The organism is uncultured Algibacter sp. (genome assembly GCF_963976535.1).
Taxonomy (GTDB): Bacteria; Bacteroidota; Bacteroidia; order Flavobacteriales; family Flavobacteriaceae; genus Algibacter_B.
In genome coordinates, this window is the sequence record NZ_CAXBLF010000037.1 from 1 (window position 1) to 24,891 (window position 24,891).

Sequence of the window (24,891 nt, forward strand, 5' to 3'; positions counted from 1 at the left end):
AGCAACATTCAGTCTCAGTCTCAGTCTCAGTCTCAGTCTCAGTCTCAGTCTCAGTTTTCAGTAGTATTACGTTTTTAGTATTATTTATAGAACTAAGTAAGTCTTTGTGCCCCTGCCTGCCGGCAGGTAGGTTTGCGTGATAAAAAAAATCTTCCGTTTTTAATAAATGTGCAACTATGTGAAATCCTCGTGAATCTCTGAGCACATTTTCAAGGCTTTTCATTTTTACGAAAAAAATAACCTAATTTCGTAACCCATGAAAAACGATATCAAAACAAGAGAAGATGTATTTTTATTAGTGTCCTCATTCTACGTGAAAGTTAGAGCAGACAATGTTTTAGGGCCTTTTTTTAATGACGTCATTAAAGATTGGGATGCGCATTTAGATAAATTAACTAGTTTCTGGGAAACCAGTTTGTTTATGACCCGCAAGTTAGAACATAAGTATCAGGGCGACCCTCTAGAAGCTCATGTAAAAGTTGATAAAGAAAATAATAATAGTATCACAGAATTACATTTTGGCTTGTGGCTAAACCTCTGGTTTGAAACTATAGAAGAACTTTTTGAAGGGGGTAATGCTGAAAATGCTAAACGTCGTGCCAGAAAAATGGGAACGTTTTTGTATTTGAAGATATTTGAAGCAAGGGGTTAGTAGGCAGTTTTCAGTCTCAGTCTCAGTCTCAGTATTCAGTCACAGTTATCATTATTAGATTTTTCAAATTCAACTTTGCGCCTTTGCGTCTTTGCGCGAAAAAAATCAGTTGAGTAGGCAGTATTCAGTCTCAGTCTCAGTCTCAGTATTCAGTCACAGTTATCATTATTAGATTAATCACATTCAACTTTGCGTCTTTGCGTCTTTGCGCGAAAAAAATCAGTTGAGTAGGCAGTATTCAGTCTCAGTCTCAGTCTCAGTATTCAGTCACAGTTATCATTATTAGATTAATCACATTCAACTTTGCGTCTTTGCGTCTTTGCGCGAAAAAAATCAGTTGAGTAGGCAGTATTCAGTCTCAGTCTCAGTCTCAGTATTCAGTCACAGTTATCATTATTAGATTAATCACATTCAACTTTGCGTCTTTGCGTCTTTGCGCGAAAAAAAATCAGGTTGAGTAGGCGGTTTTCAATCTTAGTACTCAGTCTCAGTCGCAGTATTCAGTCTCAGTCGCAGTCACAGATTTTATAATTTGATTTTTCTCGTTCAACTAGGCGTTTTTGCACTTTTGCGCGATAAAAGACATCGTTTAGTAAGTCAACATAAGTTTGCGTTCTTATGTTATCAGTATTTCGTCATTTTTAGAATACTTTAACACTACAAAATAAACAATAATCCTTAAATTTGTACAACCCTAAAAAAGGGGTTTGATTATGCAAAAACAATTAGCCAATATTTTCTTTTCAACTAGACTTACTGCTGTTTTATTTATTGCTTTTGCTGCCGCTATGGCAACAGGAACGATCTTAGATGCAGGACAAGAAACATCGCCAACACCATATACTAGAAATCTTATTTATAATGCGTGGTGGTTTGAAGCCATATTGGTGTTTTTCGTTATTAATTTTACAGGAAACGTTTTTAGATTTAGACTGTACAAAAAAGAAAAATGGGCAACATTTATTTTGCATTTATCATTCATCTTTATTCTGTTGGGTGCTTTTATTACTCGATATGCGAGTTTTGAGGGTATGATGGCCATCAGAGAAGGTGCTACTAAGAATAGCTTTCTTTCTCAAAAAACATACATAACAACTTTAATTGATGGAGATTATGAAATTGATGGTGTTCCGCAACGGTTACCAATTGATAGTGAAGTAGATTTTTCAGGTCGTTTAGAAAATGATTTCAAAATAGAAACCAAATACAATCAACAACCTGTAACAATCAAATTAGAGAAATTTATTGTTGGTGCTGAAGAAGATATTATTCCAAATGAAAATGGTGAATCATATCTAAAAGTTGTTGAAGCAGGCAATAACGGCCCTCATAATCACTTTTTAAAAGTGGGTGTAGTATCAAATATTCATAATGTACTTTTTGCTTTAAATTTACCAACCGAAGGTGCTATAAACATAACTTATCAAGGCGATTCGCTAAGTATTAATTCTCCGTTTGAAGGCGAATACATGACTATGGCAACTAAAGCGCAAGGTAAATTAGTGAAAGATAGTTTACAACCGCTTCATTTACGCTCAAGATATGTAATTGGTAAAATGCAAATGGTATTTCCAAAACCTGTTGTGAAGGGTGTTTTTGATGTGGTTCAAAAATCGCAATTATTAAGAAATGACGAAGATGGTGTTATTTTAAATGTTACAACAAATGGCGAGACAAAACGTATTGGCTTATTAGGCGGAAAAGGAATAAACACTAGTTTTAAACAAATAAAATTAGGTGGTTTAGATTTTGCTTTCAAATATGGCTCCAAAGTTTTAGAGTTACCGTTTTCTTTAAAATTGAACGATTTTGAAGCGGAGCGTTACCCAGGAACAGAAAGAGGCTATTCTGCTTATTCTAGTGAAGTAACCGTTTTCGATGATAGAGCAGAAGATTATGATTATAAGATTTTTATGAACAATATTTTAGATCATGATGGTTACAGATTTTTTCAATCGGGTTTTGATCCTGATGAAAAAGGAACTATTCTTTCTGTAAATCATGATTATTGGGGTACATTAATTACGTATTTAGGTTATTTTATGCTCTACTTTGGGTTGATGGCTATTTTGTTTTCTAAACATTCTCGTTTTGGATATTTAAAGGTTAAGCTGGAAAAAGTGAAAGCTAAAAAAGCAAAACTACTTACAGTTCTTATTTTGTGTTTTGGATTGAATGTGTTTTCTCAAGAACACTCAACAAATGATAAACACGACCGTTCAAAACCCACTAAGGCGCAAATAGATTCTATTCTACAAGCAAATATAACGCCTAAGGCACACGCCGATAAATTTGGACATTTAGTGATTCAAGATTTAAGCGGACGAATGATGCCTGTTAATACCTATGCATCAGAAATGCTGCGTAAGTTAAGCAAGCATGAAACTTATGAAGGTTTTGAAGCAAACCAAGTGTTTTTATCTATACAAGAAAGCCCGATGCTTTGGTATAATGTACCTATCATTTATTTGAAACTTAAAAAAGGAGATTCTATCAGAAAACTTATCGGTGCCGATATTGATGCAAAATACGTTCCTCTTGCTGATTTCTTTTCAAAAAGAGGTGAATACAAATTAGCACCATATCTTGATGAAGCTTATAAAGCGCAAGTGCCTAACGGGTTTCAAAAAGAATTTAAAGAAACCGATCAGCGTGTTAATCTTTTATACAACACGATTGAAGGTATGTCTTTGAAAATATTTCCGATTCCTAATGATGAAAACAACAAGTGGATTTCTAATTTTGATTATAAGCAAGATCCTTCTAAAATAAAAGATTCGCTCTACGCAAATTTTGTGAAAAATGGATTTCATGCTTATTTATTCACTTTAAATCAAGCTAAAGAAACTGGCAATTTTAAAGAAGCTGAAAAACTATTAACGGCTTTCAAAAAAACACAGCATAAATATGGTGGAGACGTTATGCTTAGTGATGATAAAGTAAAAACCGAAGTGCTTTATAACAAGTATGATATTTTTAAGAAACTATTTAGTTGGTATTTGTACACTGGAAGTTTGTTGTTTATTTTATTGATTGTTCAAATATTTAATGATAAACGCAAGTTTGTAAATGTTTCTGTTACAGTCTTAAAGTTTATTATTCTGGGATTATTCATATTGCACACAGCCGGTTTAATTGCACGCTGGTATATATCTGGTCATGCACCTTGGAGTGATGCTTATGAGTCTATGATTTATGTGGCTTGGGCAACAATGTTTTTTGGTTTAGCATTTGGAAGAAAAAGTGATTTAACAATCGCATCTACGGCATTTGTAACCGCTATGATTTTAATGATCGCACATTGGAACTGGATGGATCCTGCTATTGCAAACTTACAACCTGTTTTAAATAGCTATTGGCTCATGATTCATGTGGCAGTTATTGTTGCAAGTTACGGTCCGTTTACTTTAGGAATGATTTTAGGAGTCGTGTCTTTATTATTAATGACTTTTACTTCGGAAAAGAACAAAGAAAAGATGGCACTCAACATTAAAGAGTTAACTATAATTAATGAAATGTCTTTAACTGTTGGTTTAGTGATGCTAACCATTGGTAACTTTTTAGGCGGTATGTGGGCCAATGAAAGTTGGGGTCGCTATTGGGGTTGGGATCCTAAAGAAACTTGGGCGCTTATTAGTATTATGATTTATGCTTTTGTGATTCACATGCGATTGGTTCCAGGTTTGAGAAGTCGTTGGGGTTTTAATTTAGCTTCAATTATAGCTTTTTCTAGTATTTTAATGACCTATTTTGGAGTGAATTTCTATTTAGCGGGCTTGCATAGTTATGCTAGTGGTAGCCAGATTGTTAGTGTAAAATTTATAAGTATTACCGTTGCTATTGTTGCTATTTTAGGTTTTTTCGCTTACCGCGGATATGCTAAATATTATAAGAAGTGATTTTAGTATATAGTGTCTGGACGGAAACACAGCAAAATTAAATTTGTTTCTTTTTGCGCCCTTTCAGTTTATTTTTAATCGCTTGATACTAAGGTATCAACTCATAAAAACTAAACAAAAATGACATCAAAAATAATTCAAATTATAAAAATCGTCTGTTTCCGTCCAGACACTATATAGGCATTAGTTTGAACAAAATATTGAAATGATAAAACTGATGTTTATTATGTTTCAAGTTCTTTTTTTGATACCTTTTTATTTTTTGTATAGGAAATTTTTGATAATAAAAATCCCGCGCTAGTGAACGCTTTTCTTTTTTATAATAAACATTACCGCCACTAAGCAAAATTTAGCGGTAGCTAGTATGTGGCCTCGCTAAAAACAAAACAATTTTCAACTTAAAAACATAAGCTAGCAAACAAGTGCGTTAGGGATTGCAGAGGAAATCCTTTTTAAAAGTAAAGAGCTATTAATTTTGTTTTGAGTTAAGAATTGGCAGATAATCACGTTCTTTGTCCTCGTTATGATTTTTTAAAAAGATTGTAGCGGAAAGCCCGACCCCTTTTCGGGGTAACGCCCAAATTATTTTTCTATCAACCCTAAAACATATTCATAACCAACTCCGAATAAAATTGCTAAACCGAAGCTGAGTAGCGTGCCTATTAAAATGTATTCGGTAAGTTTTCGGTCTTTAGCTTTTGATAAATCGCCAAAGCGAAACACGGATTTTGCAGCTATTAAAAAGCCAACACCTTCCCAGTGGTTTGTAATGATAAACATAAATACAAATAAGCGTTCTAGTATGCCAATATAAGCACCAGCGTTTTCTAAAGATGATTCTTCATTATATTCCTTTAAATCCCATTTGGAGATAATGGTTTTCATAATAATGGAAGATACTTTGGTGATGCATAGTATGCTTGTTAAGAATAACAAGGTTTTAGCGTTAAAAAGTGTGTCTATATTAAACTTATAGGGTTCATATATTTTTACAACAAGTAGAATAACTATAATATGTGCTAATTGGTCTAATCCAAATAAAAGTCTAGTGTTTATTTTTGATTTTAGGTATAGTTTTATAACATCTATGATGTAATGAGAGATAATAATTATTAATACGCCTAACCAATACTCAAAATTGAATTGTAATACTAACAGTAGAGTAACTAAATGTATCAAGATGTGCCAATACAAAAACTTAGATTTATGTTTGTGTGTTTCTTTATGATTAACCCATTTTTGAGTTTGAAGTAAAAAATCGCCTATAAGATGTGCTAGTATGAGTTTGATTATTAAGGTTAGCATAGGCTTTGCATTTGGTTTTTAAAATATTGTAATAATTTAAAGACTTCATCAAAACCTGCACGCTTAAGGCCTTGGCTTATATTGCCTTGTGTTTTTTCTAAGGTTTCGGCTATCTGTTTTTGATTTAAATCTGGATGCTCTAAAGCCGTTTTAACCAGTGTTGCTGTGGTGCTTGTCCAACTGTTTATAGTTAATTGTGCAAGTTCTAGCATGATATTTATTTGTGTGTCAAAGGCTTCAAAGGGTGTTTTTATGGCAAGTGTGGTTTTTTTAAGTGCTTCAAAACATTCCCCAGAATTAACAAATGCACTACCATTAGATTCTGTGATGTTTTCTGAATGGTATTCTTTTTCGCCTATACCAATAGCAAGCCTTACATCAATATTTTCAAACTGTTTTATAGTCGCTTTTATTAAGATACAGGCTTCTAAGGCTAGTTTTGGACTAACTTCTAACTGAAAGCTGTCTCCTCTATATATTTCCCATGTTAAGGGCGAATTACCATAATTATTCAAAATAGATTTAAGGGCGCTTAGCCATTTTTTTGGAGAGCTTTTTTTAGAATTTATAATATCACCTGTTATTATACTAGTCATTGATTTTGTAAAATTGATATTCAAATGTATAAATTTTTATTCAAGACAACAAATTATTAGTTAAAAGACTAATAATATAAAATATTAGCTTTTGAACTAATAATTAAAGGTATCAGTTTAAAATCAGATATTTTTGCAAAGTTTAAACCCGTTCTTAGGAAATAGAAAAAGTCGAGATGAGTTCAAAGTTTAAGACTATAATCTAATATCTTTGCGACTTTAGATAAATGAATATATTATGAAACATCCATAACCAAAACTTGAGACCAAAGTAAAATGATTAATGGATGTTACATAGCCTGCTCCGACAATTTTGGAGTAATCTCCCGATAGTTATCGGGAGAAAAACAATAGATATAAACACATGAAACTATTCAAAGAATTTAAAGAGTTTGCTGTAAAAGGAAACATGATGGACATGGCTATCGGGATTATTATTGGTGCATCATTCAACAAGGTGATTGATGTATTGGTTAAAAAAGTATTTCTTCCACCATTATCTTTATTAACTGATGGCGTAAATATGCAGAACAAGCGCATTATTCTTAGGGAAGCCGTAAAAGATGCTACAGGAACTAATATAAAAGATGAGGTTGCCATAGGTTATGGCGCGTTAGGCGAAGCGTTTTTAGATTTTGCGATTATAGGATTTACGATATTTATTGTTGTAAAGTTTATGAATAGACTTCGAAATAAAGCTCAGGATACTAAAGATAAAACGGTGGTTACACCTAAAGATATTGAATTACTATCCCGCCTTACAGAATTAATGGAAGAACAAAATGCTTTATTAAAGGCAAAATAAATTTTATAAAAGCCCTCTTTGGAGGGGTTTAGGGAGGAATTATGGCAAAAACAGGCAGAGAAAAAAACACAAAAAATAAAGCGAAGCATTCTAAGTTGATGGCTAAGAAGAAAAATAAAAAAAAAGCTGAAAAAACGTTAAGAAAAGAACGTTTGAAAGCTATTATTTTGAAAGCTAAAGAAGAAAATGATAATTAAAAAAAGGTTTTAATTTTACTAAAACGAACTTCTTTAAAATCGGTAATAATCATATCCGTTTTAGAATAGTCTTGATTTTTAGAGTGTAAACTATCAAAACCAATACAGAAAATACCAGCCGCTTTTGCAGCTTCAACGCCATTGGTTGAATCTTCAATGACCAAGCATTCGTTTTTGCTGAAACCAGTAGCTTCCGCTGCTTTAATAAAAATTTCTGGATGAGGTTTAGATTGTTTTAAATCACCTCCACTTAGTTTAGCAACAAAATATTTATTCAAATCAAAACGGTCAAAAATTTGATTGATACTTGTCATAGCTGCCGAAGAGGCAAGTACTAAAGTTAATCCGTTGTTATGATAATCTTTAATTAAATCTAATACACCATCAATGAGCCCTAAGTCAGAATTACTATAAAAAAAATGTTTGTAGTGTTTGCGCTTCAAAGCAACCAGACTTTCAGGAGATTGTTTCAAATTAAAATGGTCACATAAGCGCTTGCAAATATTTATGGTAGATTGTCCTGTAAACGATTCGTAAAGTTTGGTTGAAACTTCAATACCAACTTCCTTAAACATATCATGATAGGCTTTGTTATGCATAGGTTCACTATCAATAATAACACCATCCATATCAAAAATAACAGCTTTTAACATCTTTTTTTTTGCGAATATATAAGAATTGAAAGGAATACCAAATGAATATCAAAATGGTTGATAATAAATTTGAATTATATTTTCTTTAGATGAGATAGAAAATATAAGCATAGCCTTAGTTACGATTATCTTTTATATTGAAATATAAAGGGAATAGAAATGAATTTAATCAATTATTTTGGTGTTTATTTGGTGAAGACCCTAGAAAACTATTTTGTAGTTTTGAATAATTATTAAAATGTATCTAAAAATCAAAACAAATTCAAACTTTCATCCAAAAAACAAGCATAGAGCAGGATATGATGTAGAGGCTTTATGCGAAGTATATCCAAGTTTATTGCCTTTTGTATTCAAAAATAAATACGAAACAAAAACTATTGATTTTGCCAATCCTAAAGCTGTAAAGGACTTGAATACAGCTTTGTTATTTAAACATTACAATATTAAGTTTTGGGAATTTCCTGATACTAATTTATGTCCTCCAATTCCTGGACGTGTTGATTATATTCATCATGTTTCGGATTTATTGAATACGTCTAAAATCACAGGGAATATCCATGTTTTAGACATCGGTACAGGAGCAAGCTGTATTTACCCTCTTTTAGGACAGGCGGAATACAATTGGAATTTTGTCGCAACCGATATTGATAAAAATTCGTTGGAGTGTGCTCTAAACATCATCAATAAAAATGGTTTAAATGATGTAATTGAGTTAAGACATCAAAAAGAAACATCACAAATCTTTAAAGGTGTTTTAAGTGAGAATGATAGATTTTCGGTGTCTATTTGTAACCCGCCATTTTATAAATCAGAAACTGAAGCTTTTGAGGCAACTACTAGAAAACTAAAAGGATTAAGTAGGGTAGGAGATAAGGTTGTTAGAAACTTTTCTGGTACACAAAATGAATTATGGTATACAGGCGGAGAAAAAGCGTTTATTCATAATTATCTTTATGAAAGTTCTTTGTTTAAAGAACAATGCGTTTGGTTTACAACTTTAGTTTCTAAAAAGGATTTGTTAAAAGGTATGTACGCGTCTTTAAAGAAATTAGGTGCTACCGATATTAAAACGATTAATATGGGACAGGGGAATAAAATTTCTAGAATTGTTGCTTGGACTTTTAAATGATTAACGTCATTGCAAGGAGGTACGACGTGGCAATCTTTTTAATTAAAGTTCTTCTGTTAAAAAGTAATTTTTGTATGGATTGTTTTCTGTAATTATAAACAGATTGCTTTGTGCCTCGCAATGACGATAATTATTAACTTTTTTTCTTTCTTAAATCGGTTTTAAAGAATAGACCCACTTGTAGTCGGTTTAAATTCGATTTATTTATTTCGTGATTTAAATACCCTATTTGAATATTATTTGATTTTGAAATATTTATTCCTAACGCCGCATAAAATCTATTTTCAGTAAATACTTGGTCTTTGGTGTTAGCGAAAATTTCGTTATTAACGTTTATAAATAACTTATCATTTAACTTGATTTTTGTTCCTAATCGATAACGAAATCTATTTAAAGTAGTATGTTGTTGTTTAAAGTTTAAAAATCGATGTTCAAGTCTTAACCTATGATATATAGGTAATTTGAAAGTTTCCTGTTTATAGCTAATTTGCTCATAAGGTCTATTTTCATAAAGATGGTTTTCACCAGAAATTAAAAAACTTCTGTCAATGTCTAAATAGTTATAAGCAATTGTTAGGGTTGTTTTTTTGTTTAAATAGTAATTGATTCCAACATAATAAAATAATAGATTCATGTTATCTAAAACTTCAAAAGAACGCAATTGAAACCCTGTTTTAATACTAACTTTATCTGAAACTCTATGCGTGCCATCTAGCATGTACCACGCTCCAAATTTATCTTCAGGAGTTGTTTGTGAAAAGGCATTAGGTATAGAAATAATAATCACTAATGTGATTAATAAGTACTTCATGGTTTTATGTTTTATTTTTTGTCAATCTGTCTCGAAAACTTTTAGGATTAATTCAGATTTTCCTTTAATAATTATTAAGTTTAATCAAGATTCTGAAACAAGTTCAGAAAGACAAATGAGTATAACAAAAATATAAAAGGAGCTCAAAAAGAGCTCCTTTTACGGTTAATAAGAACCTATTAAAAGTGTTCGTGTAAGTGATGGTGTTCATCAATTAGTGGTCCACCTTCAATAATTTGTTCTGATGCTTGTTGAGCAAATTTCTCAAAGTTTAAGTGGAATGAGTGCGCTAAGTGAATAGCTTTACCAACATAAGCACCTTTTTGTAACCAAGTGTTCATAGGATCTAAAATCTCTGATGGTACCCCTGGACAATATTTAGGCATATATAATCCGAAAATAAAGTTTTGTTCGTAATCTACATTATCTAATTCTCCGTTTAGAATGGCAGTAATCATTGCTCTTGTATATTTTAATTTTATGCGAGATCCTACACCGTAAGGTCCTGCACTCCATCCTGTATTAATTAACCATACATTAACACCAGCTTCTGTCATTTTTTTACTTAGCATTTCGCCATAAACTGTTGGGTGTAATGGCATAAATGGTTCTCCAAAACAAGCAGAGAATGATGGTACAGGCTCTGTAATTCCTGCTTCTGTTCCAGCAACTTTAGCTGTATAACCAGAAATAAAGTGATATGCAGCTTGACCTGGCGTTAATTTAGATACGGGAGGTAATACACCAAAAGCATCACAAGTTAAGAAGAAAATATTCTTAGGGTTGTTAGCATAAAGTGTTTCTTGAATATTATCAATGTGATGAATTGGGTAACTTACACGGGTATTTTGAGTAATGCTACTATCCATATAGTCAGGCTCTCCATTGTCTTTAAGCACAATATTTTCAAGTATTGCACCAGGCTTAACAGCTCTAAAAATGTCTGGCTCTTTTTCTTCCGATAAGTCAATTACTTTAGCATAACATCCACCTTCAAAGTTAAAAATGTTATTTTCTGCTGTCCAACCGTGCTCATCATCACCAATTAATTTACGTTCCGGGTCTGCAGATAAAGTTGTTTTTCCTGTTCCTGATAATCCGAAGAAAATAGCAGTATCTCCATATTTACCAACATTTGCAGAACAGTGCATTGGTAATACATCTTTTTCTACTGGTAAAATCAAGTTTAATGCAGAGAAAATACCTTTTTTCATTTCACCAGTGTAAGCAGATCCACCTACTAAAGCTATCTTTTTTGTAAAATCTAGTATTGAGAAATTACCTTGACGGATGCCATAAGCTTTAGGGTCAGGACAAACATATCCAGGAGCACAAAGGATTAGCCAATCTTCTTTAAAGTTTTCTAATTCCTTTTCACTAGGTCTTAAAAACATATTATAAACAAACATGTTAGACCAAGGTAATTCAGTTACTGTTCTAATATTTGTTCTAAACTCTGGGTCTGCACATACGTAACCATCTCTAGCATAAATTTCTTTTCCAGAAAGGTACTTAGTGATTTCGTTTTTTAGTTTATCAAAATTTTCTGGAGATACTGGTTTATTTGTTTTCCCCCACCAAACTTTATCAGCAGTATAGTCATCTTTTACAAGAAAACGGTCTTGAGGAGAACGTCCTGTAAATTTTCCGGTGTTTATAGCTAGGGTGCCGTTTGCTGTTTCTTTCCCCATACCTTTATCAACTGTGATTTTTTGAAGTTCCTCAGGTGATAAATTCCAGTTTACTGTCACATCTTTTAATCCGTATTGTTCTAAACTCGGATTTTTTGTTGCTGTTGTTTTCATTTTTATTGAATTTAAAGGTTCCTATTAATAATTTTTATTTTAAAATGGCCATATTATTGGCACGAGTATCATTGATATAATGAAGAATATAAGTAGTAAGGGTGCGCCTACTTTTAAGTAGTTCATAAACTTATAGCCTCCTGCTGTCATTACCATAGCATTTGTTGTTGTTCCTATAGGGGTTAAAAATGCAGTTGATGCACTTATAGCAACAACAATCATAAATGGTTCCGGTGATAGGTTTAAAGAGCTAGCAGCAAGTATGGCTATAGGTGCCATTAGTACAGCTGTAGCTGAATTATTTATTACCTGACTAAATGTTGTGGTTAGTAAAAACACACCTCCTAATAATAATATGGGATGTATAGCGCCTAAATAATCAACAAGTCCGCTTGCAATTAATTGCGCCGTTCCTGTTTTTTGAAGTGCTATTCCCATGGGAATCATTGCAGCAATCATAACCACACTTGTCCAACTTATGCCTTTGTAGGCTTTTGAAATTGGTACACAACCTGTTAGTAAAACAATACCAGCTGAGATTAAAGTGGCGATTGAACCTGGTACAATATCAAATACCAAAAATACAATCATTAATACCAAAGCGGCTAGTGCTATGTAAGATTTACCATTAAGTGCTTCAACGTTTTTAGCCATTCCTTCAGGGCTACCAATGATTACTAAATTTTCATATTGTTTTTTTAGGTCATCAATATGTTCCCAAGTTCCACGAATTAAAAAGGTATCACCTGCTTTAACAGTTATTTCTTTATCTAATAGTGGTTTTGCATTTCTTGATGCAGCTAATAATTGTATACCAAAACGTTTAAAGTATTCGCCTATTTTATATTTTCTGCCGACTAGCATAGAGTTAGGGTTTACAATAACTTCCGTCATTCCAACCTCTTGATTAATAAGGTTGTGTTTCAATTCGTCAGTAATAGGCTCTAGAGGTAAAAGTCCTAATCTGAACGTAATCATTATTTTGTTGATAGCTTCTGTTTCTCCTTTTACAGTAATAACATCGTGGTAAAGAAATTCTGTACTAGGATCTGGAAATTCTATAAATTGAGGTATTTTTTTTAATACATTAGGATGTCTTCTTTTTATACGAATAATAGATACATTATAGTTATTTTCAAATTGCCACGCTTCTATTTTTGAGTTTAGTAACGGAGAGATGGATCTTACACGTAAACGGTAGTAACCACTATCAATCTTGTAAGCTTCAATCCAGTTGTGCAATGTAGATTCAATATTTACAGGTTTATTATTTGTTTTGTTTTTTGGTAATAATTTATGCCCTATATATCTAAAGTATAATATGGCCACAATAAGTAATGGTATCCCTATTAACGCAAACTCAAAGAATGAGAATTCTTCAAAACCTGCTTCTACCAAGGCGTTACTAGCTATAATGTTAGGAGGAGTACCTGTTAAAGTCAATAATCCTCCGGTGTTAGATCCAAATGCAACTGGCATTAACATTTTGGAAGGTAATGTTCCAATGCTCCATGCAGAAGAAATGGTAAGTGGCATTAAGGTTGCTACTGTTCCTGTATTACTAACAAATCCAGATAATATACCAGCACCAAGGGTTATAATCACTAATAATTTTGGGACACTTTTCCCCGCCCATTCTACAAATTTCTTACCCGCTAAAGCTGTCCAACCTGTTTGCGCAATACCTTCACCAATAATAAAGAGAGCAGCAATCATAATAACTGTAGGGTTACTAAAGCCACTTAATGTTTCTTTAGAATCTAATATACCAGTTAAAAATAAACTCAACATAGAAATTAGCGCTACAATATCTGGTGTAAACTTTCCCCAAACAAAGAGACCAATTGTAATAACTAAAATGGTGAGCATTAAATAAATCATATCTTGTAATTCTTTATTAGCTTTGACTGCTAAAAGGTTCTTTATAAATATAAGGTAAAATTACTATGGAAGACTCCTAATAATTATGACGAATGTCATGCTTTGAGTAAAGGCGTTATTTTTCAATAATTGTTATATTTAGAAAGAAAAAAATGAAGAAAATATTAACGAATACGTTTTCGTTATATGGAGTTTTACGATATTTTAGATTTTAGATGAATAATATGATGTCGATAAAAGACAAATCGACCAAAAAAATACAAATTAATATATGAAATTAGATGTTTTAGCCTTTGGAGCACATCCAGATGACGTTGAATTAGGTTGCGGTGGAACCATTGCAAAAGAAGTTGCTAATGGTAAAAAAGTTGGCATTATAGATTTAACTAGAGGCGAGTTGGGAACCAGAGGGACGGCTGAAACTAGAGATGAAGAAGCGTTTAACGCTGCAAAAATATTAGGAGTTTCGGTTAGAGAAAACCTTGGGTTTGCTGATGGTTTTTTTGTGAATGATAAGCAACATCAATTAGAAGTTATTAAAATGATACGGAAGTATCAACCAGAAATTGTGCTTTGTAATGCTATTGAGGATAGACATATTGACCACGGTAAAGGAAGCAAGCTAGTAAGTGATGCTTGTTTTTTAAGTGGTTTGCTTAAAATTGAAACTGAAGATGATGGAGCATTGCAAAAGCCTTGGAGGCCAAAACAAGTATATCATTATATACAATGGAAAAACTTAGACCCAGATTTGGCGGTTGATGTATCTGGTTTTATAGATAAAAAAATGGAAGCTGTATTAGCTTATAAAACACAGTTTTTTGATGCCAATAGTAAAGCCCCAGAAACACCTATATCTAGTAAGAATTTCACAGATAGTATTATTTACAGAGCTAGGGATTTAGGTAGGTTAATAGGAGTAGAGTATGCAGAGGGTTTTACTGCGGAACGTTATGTTGCTGTTGATAGCCTGTTTGATTTGAAGTAGTTATAAAAACAATAAGAAAATATTTAAAAAGTCTTTGTAGAAAAGATTGAAATAAATTACATTTGCACACGCATTACAAAATGCAGTTACACGGTGGTTGTAGCTCAGTTGGTTAGAGCATTGGTTTGTGGTACCAAGGGTCGCCGGTTCGAATCCGGTCTTCCACCCAAAAAGCAAAAGCCTTTCAATTTATTGAAAGGCTTTTTTTGTATTTATTAATTAGTCTAATTTTAGTCGTTCCTCCCTATTAGCCAATTCCCAAGCGGTATAAAAAATAAGTTTAGCACGCGTTTCTAGAAAATCATAATTAATTTTATCTGGCGTGTCTGTTGGTTTATGATAATCGGCGTGTGTACCATTAAAATAGAAAATTACTGGAATATTATTTTTTGCAAAGTTATAATGGTCTGAACGGTAATAAAATCGATTTGGGTCATCGTCCTCATTATAGGTGTAATCAAACTCTAAATTGAAGTATTTTTTATTAATATCTTCTGAAAGGTTATGTAATTCTTTACTTAATTTATCAGAACCAATTAAGTATAAATAATTTTTACCACTTTCTTCATGTTTTGGGTCAATACGACCAATCATATCTATATTTAAATTAGCCACTGTATTTTTTAAAGGAAAAATGGGGTCTTCATCTGCATAATAACGCGAACCGTAAAGTCCTAATTCTTCTCCAGTAACATGTAAAAACACGATAGTACGCTTAGGGCCATTTCCATCTTTTTCGGCTGCTTTAAAAGCTTCAGCTATTTCTAAAATGGCTACAGTTCCAGAGCCATCATCATCAGCACCATTGTTAATGTCACCATTATTGCTAATGCCTATATGATCAAGGTGTGCGGAAATGATAATAACTTCATCTGGTTTTTCACTTCCTTTAATATAAGCAATAACATTTTCTGAATCTTTTATGCCACTCCCAAAGTAACTTGCAGGAATGTCTTGAAAATAATCGTCTTTAGCAATAGGTGAGGGAATGTTATTAGTTTGGTAAATATTCTTTATAAACTCAATCGCTTTTTTTTGACCAACCTCACCAGTTTTTCTTCCTTCATATTCATCTGAGGCATAGGTGTAAAGCATGTCTTTAAGCTCACTAGCAGTTATTGTAGTAGCAAAAGTTTCAGGATTAACGACTTTTTCAGTTTTATTTTTATTTTGTGAACTACTGCAGGATGTTAAAAATGCTGTAGCACAGATAAGAATTACAAGTTTATTCATGTGTCTATAATATTTTGGATATGCTATATTACAAAAAGGAAGGTATTGGCTAACTAATTTTCAGTCTATTTTAACAATTCATTATTTATATCTGCAGCTAAACTGTGCTTTTGATTTGCAATTTGCCACGCCGTAGCAAAAATAAGTTTAGTGCGTTTTTCCAATAACGGATAATCTATTTTATCAGGAGTATCGGTTACTTTATGATAATCGTTGTGTTCTCCATTAAAGTAAAATATTACTGGAATACCATAAAAAGCAAAATTATAATGATCAGACCTATTATAGTAATCATTAATATCATCTTCTTTATTAAATCGGTAATCTAGATTGATATTAAAAAAACTAGTATTCACTTTTTCAGAAATATAATGTAGCTCTTTGCTTAATCTATCAGAACCTATTAAGTATATATAGTCTTTATTGTTTTCATGATAATTATCTATTCTTCCAATCATATCTATATTAAGATTGGTAATGGTTTTTTCAAGCGGAAAAACGGGGTGAAGAGTATAGAATTCAGAACCTCTTTTACCTATTTCTTCCGCAGTTAAATGTATAAATAGAATACTCCGTTTAGGGGCATAACCTGCATCTTTCGCTAATTTAAATGCTTGCGCCATTTCCATGAGGGCTACTGTTCCAGAGCCATCATCATCTGCACCATTGTTTATTAGTCCATCCTTGGAAACACCTAAGTGATCTAAATGGGATGAAATGATTATAACTTCTTCTGGGTATTCAGTGCCTTCAATGTAGGCTAGTACATTTTCAGAACTTCCATATTTACCATTAAAAAAGCTAGAAGGAATAGTTTGATAATAGTTTGTGCCTCCAAAAGGAGAATCAATGTTTTCACTTTCATAATAAGATTTTAAGAACTCGGCGGCTAGTTTTTGCCCAGGTTCTCCAACTCTTCTGCCTTGAAATTCATTAGATGCAAATTTATATAAGTGAGTTTTTAGTTCTTCTGCACTTATAGTATTTGCGTATTTAATCACAAAAGTGCTATCTACTAGCTCTATGCTATCTTTAACATCTTGTATCTTGGCGCTGTGTTTTTTGGTAGCACAAGTACCCATCAATGTAAATAGAGTGAGAATATAAAAAGTCTTCATGTATATTAAGCAATTATCAACTACATGCAACTTACAATCAAATCATTATCTCGGGACGATAAAATTATAAGTATGATAGTTTCATTAATTTAGTCTAGAGCAAATATACATAATTACAGCAGAAATTACTTACTCATCAAACGGAATATCTTCTAATTCAGATTCATCAATTTCAATATCAAGATTTTCTAATTCTTCTATAGATTCTTCTTCTAGTTTGTTTTCAGTAGCCTCAATAGTATCTGTATTTGCAACTTCAGTTTTGGTGAAAATTGATTTATATGTTGTAATAGCTAGTGCTATTATAGTTAATAAAAATATAAATTGAATGATTTTTTTAACGCTCCCTTCTTTTTTCGAAAGATAAAAGGCAATAACAGCAAAGATTAATGCTGCTACCGCTGGAATAACGGCTAAGTTTGATACGGGTAAAACAGAAAATATAATCGCGAAGATGGATGCTATTAAAGCTAGAATAGTAAACAATTTTTTCATGTGTATTAATTTATTGTTTTTTAATGGTCACTCCGAAATTGTCGGAGCAGGCTATGTAACATCCATATAATCAATTTTTTGTGTGACTGAAATTTGCAGTTATGGATGTTTCATCTTAAACGCCTTTAGTGTTTTAAGCCTGAAGCTGATTTTATTTTTAGCTCTCCGGTACCTACTGGTATTTTGAATTTCCCGTATACAGGAATCTTATTTTCGTCTGCGGTAAGCCATAAAGTACCATTTACAGCATTTGAACTTGCAGATCCTAATGAGATTTTATAACATGTTTTAGATCCTAAAGCTGTAGAAATAGTCTCTTTTCCTAAGTAAGTTACTTTGGCTTTAACTTCTTCTCTGTCAAATAAAATAGTAAATATTTTACTAGTGCCAGGGCTTAAATTACTTAAATCAAAAGTTCTTATGGTGTATAATGTAGAAATAATATCTTTAGTATCAGCACCAATAGGTACTGTTTTCTTTTGTACCCAACCGCTCTTTTTCTTTTGTACCGTTTTAACCGTTTTAGTTTTATGGCTAAAAGTATACTTCATGTTTTTATAATAACCACCTTCGTTAATATCTCTATTATATAAATACGGTGTTAACGTTTTTGGATTAACATAACTCTCATACAAATCTCTAATTTTAAAAAAGCTATCCCATTTGCTGTAGGTAGTTGCTTTACTTTTTAAACGTAATAGTGTTGTTTTTGATGTTTTAACGGCGCTGGTTTCCATGGTCACCTCAGCCAAATCGGTTAAAATACCAGACATGTTATAAGACGCTGTGTAAGTCAATTTTTCTCCAACTCCAATAGCATTGTTTTGTCCGTTTAATGATATAGAAACTAAAAACAATAGCAAAAAAGAAATACGTATCATAAAAGTAATTTAGGTTATAACGTACTATTAATCATTTATTGTGCCGAAAATACAATCCTTAAAATTATTATACTAATTTATTATTGATATTGTACAGAACTGTTTTTTACTGATTTATATCATAGTTTTTAACATGCAATAAGTATAAGTTTACTTGGTAATCAATTTTTTATGGTCATGAAAAACATTCTATTACCTACAGACTTTTCTAAAAATTCAATAAACGCTATTGGTTATGCTTTAGAGTTTTTAAAAGATCAAAAATGCCAGTTTTATATCTTAAATGTACAAAAAGCATCTTCTTTTATTACAGATGATATGATGGTTGTAAATTCATCCACAACTATTTATAAAACATTAATTAATGCGGCAAAAAAATCTATTAACAATATAGTCTCAACAATTAATGAAGAGTTTAACAATAAAAACCATCAATTTCATTCCATTGTAGATTATGATAATTTTATAGACTCCATAAATCAAGTTTGTAAAAATCATGATATAGATTTGATAATTATGGGAACCAAAGGCGCTTCAGGCTTAGAGAAAGTACTTTTTGGAAGTAATACAGTTCGTGTTATGCAACGCTGTATAAAACCAGTTTTAGCCATTCCTCACGGATGTGGGTTTAAAAACTTGGATAATATTGCTTTTGCAACTACAAACTCAAAGAGTTTTAAAATCGAAGAATTAAAGATTTTAAGAAAAATAATCACCTTAAATAAATCTTCATTACAAATATTCCATCTTGCCGATCAAAATCATTTGGTTTATGATGCTGATGATAACATAGACTTTTTTGACAAGAATTTTAGCGACCTCAGACATGAATTTGTAGAAACAGCAAAAGACGACATGTTTAATGTAGTTCATGATTATATTGAAAAAAACAATATTGATATGTTGGTAATTATGAATAAGAAGCATTCCTTCTTAGAACGCTTGTTCACAAGACATGCCGTCGAAACATTTGCATTTAAAATTGATATTCCGCTATTGGTTATGCAACAAAGCCAATAAGATTAATTAATAATTCCCCAAATAATATGTCTTCTCCTACTGTAACATTTATTGATTTTATGCGTCATATAAGTATCAATCAATAATTAATCATCATGAAATGCTAAGTACAAAAGTTTATTATAAAACTTGTTATTTTATAAGCATTGCATATGACTTATTTATAAAAATATAAAAGACATATGAAACAAGACAGACAACTTTTAGTCATCACACATTTAAGTCAGTTAATCACATTAGTAACTGGTTTTGGTAGTTTATTATTACCGTTAGTGCTATGGCAAACACAAAAAGAAAAAGTGTATCAAATGGATGCACACGGTAAAAACATCATAAACTTTCAACTAAGTTTAATCGTGTATTGCATCATTTTCATACCGTTAATTTTATTATTCGGCTTAGGGCTATTAGGCTTTTTAATTTTAGGTATTATCTCAGTGGTATTTCCTATTGTAAATGCTGTAAAAGCAAGCAGAGGCGAAAATCCAACATATCCTTTATCTCTTAATTTTATTAGTTAGTGTCTGGACGGAAACAGACGATTTTTATAATTTGAATTATTTTTGATGTCATTTTTGTTTAGTTTTTATGAGTTGATGCCTTAGTATCAAGCGATTAAAAATAAACTGAAAGGGCGCAAAAAGAAACAAATTTAATTTTGCTGTGTTTCCGTCCAGACACTAGTTAGTGAATTCCCATGCATCCCGATGGTTATCGGGAGGGAATCTTTTGAGGATAAGTTACTTATTCGATTTACGAGATAAACTTGGCGCTCACTTTTTAGTGGTCGTTTTTTTTAGAAGCGTAAGAAATGTAGATTTTTTCCTTTATAGACTTACCACAATATTTGCATAAAAACACAACAATTGGTCTTGATCCTTACCCTTTTATAGAATGTTGGTAATTTATAATGTGTATTTTGAATATATACCAAAAAAAAAACCTCTAAACGTAATGTTTAAAGGGTTTTGACTTTTAAAGTGTCTTTTGACTACTTTATCAGCGGAGAAAGAGGAACTATCCAAATTTTTATTTTATGAGTGTTTACAAGGCTTAAAACGATCCTTAAAATTTACTGACACTGAATTAGCCCCTTTCTAACAAAACTTTGTGATTTTTGATGGGTTTGTGTGTGTTTGGCATCAAATACTATAAAATCAAATGTATCGTAAGTCAAATTTTTTGCTTGTACTTTTCTAAAAAAAATCAAAATTAGTATATTTGGGGAATACAATCCCTAAAAAGAAGTATATTTGGGGATTAAAATCCCTGAATATGATTAAAAGAGCATTAGAAGAACAAATAAATAATCGTTTTGGTAAGGGCAAAGCTATTCTTTTAATTGGTCCGCGTCAAGTTGGCAAGACCACCCTTTTCAACAAATTATTAGAAGATAAGAAACATCTGTTTCTCAATGGCGATGATCCCACGGTTAGAAAACTACTTACCAATCCAAATATAGAGCAGCTCAAGAATATTATAGGAAGCTATAAAATTGTATTTATCGATGAGGCACAACGCATTGATAATATTGGTCTTACCTTAAAATTAATCACAGATCAACTCAAATCTATTCAATTGTTAGTTAGTGGCTCGTCTGCTTTCGAGCTCAATAATCAAACACAAGAACCCTTAACCGGAAGGAAATGGGAATATCAGCTATTTCCTATTTCGTGGAATGAGTTTGAAAATAATGTTGGTTATCTAAAAGCACAACAACAGTTGGAATTGCGCATCGTTTACGGAATGTACCCAGATGTAATCAATAATTTTGGGGATGAAAAAGATATTTTGAAACAGTTAACGGACAGCTACCTCTACAAAGACATATTGAGTTATGGCGGAATTCGTAAACCTGAGATTTTAGAAAAACTATTGCGTGCCTTAGCATTTCAAATCGGAAGTGAAGTTAGCTATAATGAATTGGCGCAATTACTAGGTATCGATAAGAAAACAATATCCAATTATATCGATTTGCTCTGTCAATGCTATGTTATTTTCAAGCTGCCAAGTTTTAGCAAGAACTTACGGAATGAAATTAAAACCAATCAAAAAATATATTTTTATGATACAGGCGTTAGAAATATGATCATTGGTGATTTAAATCCTTTAGAAGTGCGACAGGACAAAGGCAATCTTTGGGAAAATTTTTTGATTGCAGAACGATTAAAATATAATGCTTACAACGGATCATTGGCCAAAGGATATTTTTGGCGAACTGTGCAACAACAAGAAATTGATTACGTAGAGGAAGAAGCCCGAAAAGTAGCGGGATTTGAAATAAAATGGAATCCGAAAAGTAAAGTCAAAATCCCCAAAACTTTTGTTGAAACATACAAAACAGAAGTCAAAGTGATTACTAATGAGAATTTCAGGGAGTTTATTAGTGAAACCCAAAATTTAAAAGCGTAGCGCATTATATTTTGATGATTGAACTAATCCCGCTTTTTGGCGGGATCTCATGTTAGGTTAAAATAAAATAATTGTATAAATGTCGCTTATTTACATCATATTTAGTATATTTGTCGCTAATAAACGACATAATGAATTCGAAGAAAGCCATACTCCTCCCCAAATATCAGAAAATTTTTGATGAAATAGGAGAAAACATCAAACTTGCTCGGAAGCGTAGAAAGCTCACTGCCGATCAAGTTTCTGAACGTGCAGGGATTCACCGTGCTACATTGTATCGGGTAGAAACAGGGGATCCATCTGTAGCTATAGGTATTTACTTTAATATATTTCGGGTATTAAATTTAGATAAAGACTTCTCGCAACTTGCAGCCGATGATCCGTTTGGGCGCAAACTTCAGGATCTTGATTTACTATAAGCGATGGCAGGAGGAAAATTTGACATATATGTGTACGCAGATTGGAAAGGTCTAGGTGGTTCTATTCAAATAGGAATACTTTCAGCTCATTTCGCGAAAGCGAAAAAAGCGTTTAGTTTTGAATATACAAGAGAATGGCTCGATAAAGGTTTGTATCAATTACTCGATCCAGATATTGGCTTTTATTCAGGCACACAATATCCCACAGACAAAGAAAATTTTGGAATATTTTTGGACAGTATGCCTGATACTTGGGGGAAAACGCTTATGAAACGTCGGGAAGCTCAAGACGCAAGGGCAGACGAACGAAAAGCTAAAACGTTATATGAAATAGACTACCTGTTAGGTGTTTATGATGAGAGCCGTATGGGAGCACTCCGCTATAAGACGGATCCCGATGGTCCTTTTTTGGACAACGACGATCAAAACCCTACACCGCCGTGGTCATCACTCGGTGATTTACAGGAAGCTGTTAGACACCTCGAAAATGATTCAGAAAGTGAAACCATACGCAAATGGATAGCGGTACTTATAGCACCTGGTTCTTCCCTTGGCGGTGCTAGACCCAAAGCCAATATATTAGGAAAGGATAATGATTTATGGATTGCTAAATTTCCTTCAAAAACTGATACGGTCGATAAAGCCGCTTGGGAATTCCTTACTTATAAACTGGCAATTGCCTGTGGTATTGAGATGGCAGAATCAAAAATTGAACAAATTTCTGGTGTCTTCCATACTTTTTTAACCAAACGTTTTGATCGTGAAGATGGCAACCGTATTCATTTTGCATCGGCAATGACGATGACTGGGAATACAGAAGATTCATTAAAAACGAAATCGCCCAGTTATCTGGATATTGTGGATGTAATAATCAATTACGGGACGGATGTAGAAGAGAATTTACACCAGCTATGGCGTAGAATTGTATTTAATATTGCCGTTTCAAATACAGACGACCATTTGCGCAATCACGGCTTTATTTTAAGTGAAAAGGGTTGGCGATTATCACCTGCCTACGATTTAAATCCCTCCATAGAAAAAAATGGTTTGGCACTTAATATTGATATGGACGATAATTCCTTAAGTTTTGAACTTGCAAAAAGTGTTGGAGCGTTTTTTCGTTTAAGCGAAAATGAAATGGATATCATTATTGAAGAAGTTTTAATTGTGGTGAAGGATTGGAAAGCTATTGCTAAGCAAATTGGGATTTCTAATAAAGAACAGGTAATCATGGAGGCAGCGTTTAGGACTGCGTTGTAAAGTATTCGAAAGAATTTTAAAATTGGAATCAATATGACATTAAAAAAACTCATACAGACAAATTCTTGGTTAAGTATAGAGTAATTTTGCAAGCATTATATCCAGATAAAGCAAGTAACCTTTCGGGATACAAAGAAGTGTTTGAAAAACTTTTGCTTATAGATGCCGAAGATTCAGATATTTCAATTGATGTCGTACAGCAAAAAGATGATTTTGATGGAGAGGAATATGTGGATGTTTCTGGAACCTATAAATACCCGAAAAATGAAGAGGAAAAATTTTCACAAGCTATTGAATTTACCCCTTGGAATCAATGGTTAGGTATGGAAATAAGCCAAGAAAGCTTCATCCATTTTTCTGAACTGGAAATTATCTCGCATTGCCTATACGAAATGACCTTTATGGGTTTTGAAGAAGAAGAAATACGAGACGAGCTAAACAGTATAGAAAGCACTATAGAAAACTATAAAAATATGACAGATGAAGAGAAAGATGCAAATACGACTTCTCTGGATGAACTTCTAAAAGATTTGGAAAATGAGAACAATGAAGAAAATGAATCAACGTCTTAAAAAAGTACATTTTTAATCAAAATTTACATTAGGATAGCAAACCAATTAAAGGTTGATTTTTAGCAATTTCCATATACCACCTTTGCGACGTATTGGGATCAAGACACCTTTTAAGTTTTAAATTATCTTTAATTTAAGCAAAAAATAATAAAAATTTATTTTTTTTAACAATCAATTAATCAGAATATTAACTTTGATTCGGTGTCAGTTGGAAAACCAATTCAACTGACCCGGATTAGCTCTTTTTAGGATGATATTATTTGATATCAAATGAAATCAATAAAAATAAAAAAACCCTGTAAATCAAATATTTACAGGGTTTTTGGTGTCTATTTTAGGACTTTTCGGGGAGAAAAAGGTAAGTGAACCTATCTCTTAATGCCTTTATTTATTACTGTTTCAGTCCTGTACCATTGTGAGGTTACCTAATAGGTCACCTTTAAAACCTTGTAGTAAAGATACGGATTTTACTTGATTAATCCTTGTACTTTACTGATTTCAAAGCCCATAAAGTCGCAAAATTCATCGATAGTAACTAACTGATGAGCTTCTTTGTTAAGGTGGTCTTTAATCTTATTGATTATAGTTCTACCATAACGCTCACTCTTTCCTGTTACCACTTGCACGTCTTTAGGGTAAATACAGATTCTACTCATTCACTTTAAATTTAAAATTAATACTCTAACTATACTTTATCTATACCGTAGCTGTAAAGGTCTTATATACAATATACGACAATTATTGCATTGAAAAAACTATC

23 protein-coding genes and 1 tRNA gene are annotated in these 24,891 nt (G+C 32.4%); 13 read left to right on the forward strand and 11 right to left on the reverse strand.

What is annotated here, in order from left to right; translation table 11 throughout:
- Positions 1–256: 256 nt before the first annotated feature.
- Both AAC024_RS10640 and ccsA read left to right on the forward strand, forming a co-directional pair.
- Entirely contained in the window at positions 257–652 is a 396-nt protein-coding gene (locus AAC024_RS10640; protein WP_339895370.1) for a group III truncated hemoglobin, read from the forward strand.
- Positions 653–1,365: 713 nt separating this feature from the next.
- Positions 1,366–4,551: a cytochrome c biogenesis protein CcsA gene (ccsA, locus tag AAC024_RS10645; protein WP_339895371.1), complete on the forward strand. Its 3,186-nt coding sequence runs from the start codon at positions 1,366–1,368 to the stop codon at positions 4,549–4,551.
- A 582-nt stretch (positions 4,552–5,133) separates the two neighbouring features.
- Here the strand turns inward: ccsA and AAC024_RS10650 are convergent.
- Entirely contained in the window at positions 5,134–5,856 is a 723-nt protein-coding gene (locus AAC024_RS10650) for a DUF3307 domain-containing protein (RefSeq protein WP_339895372.1), read from the reverse strand.
- On the reverse strand, positions 5,850–6,452 hold the full coding sequence (locus AAC024_RS10655; protein WP_339895373.1) for a SatD family protein: 603 nt from the start codon (positions 6,450–6,452) through the stop codon (positions 5,850–5,852). Before AAC024_RS10655 ends, AAC024_RS10650 begins: the two co-directional genes overlap by 7 nt.
- A 364-nt stretch (positions 6,453–6,816) precedes the next feature.
- Between AAC024_RS10655 and mscL the strand changes: the two genes are divergently transcribed.
- Complete coding sequence (gene mscL, locus AAC024_RS10660) at positions 6,817–7,257, forward strand: large conductance mechanosensitive channel protein MscL (protein ID WP_339895374.1); 441 nt, start codon at positions 6,817–6,819, stop codon at positions 7,255–7,257.
- A gap of 41 nt (positions 7,258–7,298) precedes the next feature.
- Entirely contained in the window at positions 7,299–7,454 is a 156-nt protein-coding gene (locus tag AAC024_RS10665; protein ID WP_339895375.1) for a hypothetical protein, read from the forward strand.
- Here the strand turns inward: AAC024_RS10665 and AAC024_RS10670 are convergent.
- Positions 7,451–8,107, reverse strand: a complete 657-nt coding sequence (locus AAC024_RS10670) for an HAD family phosphatase (RefSeq protein ID WP_339895376.1) — start codon at positions 8,105–8,107, stop codon at positions 7,451–7,453. The two genes, AAC024_RS10665 and AAC024_RS10670, sit on opposite strands and share 4 nt — an antisense overlap.
- A 238-nt stretch (positions 8,108–8,345) precedes the next feature.
- Between AAC024_RS10670 and rlmF the strand changes: the two genes are divergently transcribed.
- On the forward strand, positions 8,346–9,236 hold the full coding sequence (gene rlmF, locus AAC024_RS10675; protein WP_339895377.1) for a 23S rRNA (adenine(1618)-N(6))-methyltransferase RlmF: 891 nt from the start codon (positions 8,346–8,348) through the stop codon (positions 9,234–9,236).
- A gap of 133 nt (positions 9,237–9,369) precedes the next feature.
- Here rlmF and AAC024_RS10680 read toward each other — a convergent pair whose 3' ends face one another.
- The 3 genes from AAC024_RS10680 to AAC024_RS10690 form a co-directional block, all read right to left on the reverse strand.
- Positions 9,370–10,047 (reverse strand): DUF2490 domain-containing protein, encoded by a 678-nt coding sequence (locus AAC024_RS10680; RefSeq protein WP_339895378.1) that lies wholly within the window; start codon positions 10,045–10,047, stop codon positions 9,370–9,372.
- A gap of 179 nt (positions 10,048–10,226) precedes the next feature.
- Positions 10,227–11,852, reverse strand: a complete 1,626-nt coding sequence (gene pckA / locus AAC024_RS10685; RefSeq protein ID WP_339895379.1) for a phosphoenolpyruvate carboxykinase (ATP) — start codon at positions 11,850–11,852, stop codon at positions 10,227–10,229.
- Between the two features lie 39 nt (positions 11,853–11,891).
- The gene (locus AAC024_RS10690; protein WP_339895380.1) at positions 11,892–13,733 is read right to left on the reverse strand and encodes an SLC13 family permease; all 1,842 of its coding nucleotides are present in this window, start codon (positions 13,731–13,733) and stop codon (positions 11,892–11,894) included.
- A 271-nt stretch (positions 13,734–14,004) separates the two neighbouring features.
- Between AAC024_RS10690 and bshB1 the strand changes: the two genes are divergently transcribed.
- Both bshB1 and AAC024_RS10700 read left to right on the forward strand, forming a co-directional pair.
- Positions 14,005–14,721, forward strand: coding sequence for a bacillithiol biosynthesis deacetylase BshB1 (bshB1, locus tag AAC024_RS10695; RefSeq protein WP_339895381.1), 717 nt, complete (start codon positions 14,005–14,007; stop codon positions 14,719–14,721).
- 92 nt (positions 14,722–14,813) lie between these two features.
- A tRNA-His gene (locus AAC024_RS10700) sits at positions 14,814–14,889 on the forward strand.
- 51 nt (positions 14,890–14,940) lie between these two features.
- Here the strand turns inward: AAC024_RS10700 and AAC024_RS10705 are convergent.
- From AAC024_RS10705 to AAC024_RS10720, 4 genes are all read right to left on the reverse strand, one after another.
- Positions 14,941–15,954, reverse strand: a complete 1,014-nt coding sequence (locus AAC024_RS10705; RefSeq protein ID WP_339895382.1) for a M28 family metallopeptidase — start codon at positions 15,952–15,954, stop codon at positions 14,941–14,943.
- Positions 15,955–16,019: 65 nt separating this feature from the next.
- Positions 16,020–17,072: a M28 family peptidase gene (locus tag AAC024_RS10710; protein WP_339895383.1), complete on the reverse strand. Its 1,053-nt coding sequence runs from the start codon at positions 17,070–17,072 to the stop codon at positions 16,020–16,022.
- Positions 17,073–17,201: 129 nt separating this feature from the next.
- Positions 17,202–17,567, reverse strand: a complete 366-nt coding sequence (locus AAC024_RS10715) for an FUSC family protein (protein WP_339895384.1) — start codon at positions 17,565–17,567, stop codon at positions 17,202–17,204.
- A gap of 125 nt (positions 17,568–17,692) precedes the next feature.
- The gene (locus tag AAC024_RS10720; RefSeq protein ID WP_339895385.1) at positions 17,693–18,448 is read right to left on the reverse strand and encodes a DUF3108 domain-containing protein; all 756 of its coding nucleotides are present in this window, start codon (positions 18,446–18,448) and stop codon (positions 17,693–17,695) included.
- A 177-nt stretch (positions 18,449–18,625) separates the two neighbouring features.
- Between AAC024_RS10720 and AAC024_RS10725 the strand changes: the two genes are divergently transcribed.
- The 6 genes from AAC024_RS10725 (at position 18,626) to AAC024_RS10750 (ending at position 24,131) form a co-directional block, all read left to right on the forward strand.
- Positions 18,626–19,468: a universal stress protein gene (locus tag AAC024_RS10725; protein ID WP_339895386.1), complete on the forward strand. Its 843-nt coding sequence runs from the start codon at positions 18,626–18,628 to the stop codon at positions 19,466–19,468.
- A gap of 182 nt (positions 19,469–19,650) precedes the next feature.
- Positions 19,651–19,989 carry a DUF4870 domain-containing protein gene (locus tag AAC024_RS10730; protein WP_339895387.1) on the forward strand — a complete coding sequence of 113 codons (339 nt, stop codon included), beginning with the start codon at positions 19,651–19,653 and terminating at the stop codon, positions 19,987–19,989.
- A gap of 754 nt (positions 19,990–20,743) precedes the next feature.
- On the forward strand, positions 20,744–21,880 hold the full coding sequence (locus AAC024_RS10735) for an ATP-binding protein (protein ID WP_339895388.1): 1,137 nt from the start codon (positions 20,744–20,746) through the stop codon (positions 21,878–21,880).
- A gap of 131 nt (positions 21,881–22,011) precedes the next feature.
- Entirely contained in the window at positions 22,012–22,299 is a 288-nt protein-coding gene (locus tag AAC024_RS10740) for a helix-turn-helix transcriptional regulator (protein WP_339895389.1), read from the forward strand.
- A gap of 3 nt (positions 22,300–22,302) precedes the next feature.
- Positions 22,303–23,559: a HipA domain-containing protein gene (locus AAC024_RS10745; protein WP_339895390.1), complete on the forward strand. Its 1,257-nt coding sequence runs from the start codon at positions 22,303–22,305 to the stop codon at positions 23,557–23,559.
- An 86-nt stretch (positions 23,560–23,645) separates the two neighbouring features.
- Positions 23,646–24,131 (forward strand): DUF6557 family protein, encoded by a 486-nt coding sequence (locus AAC024_RS10750; RefSeq protein ID WP_339895391.1) that lies wholly within the window; start codon positions 23,646–23,648, stop codon positions 24,129–24,131.
- A 467-nt stretch (positions 24,132–24,598) separates the two neighbouring features.
- Here AAC024_RS10750 and AAC024_RS10755 read toward each other — a convergent pair whose 3' ends face one another.
- Complete coding sequence (locus AAC024_RS10755; RefSeq protein WP_339895392.1) at positions 24,599–24,787, reverse strand: hypothetical protein; 189 nt, start codon at positions 24,785–24,787, stop codon at positions 24,599–24,601.
- Positions 24,788–24,891 lie beyond the last annotated feature (104 nt).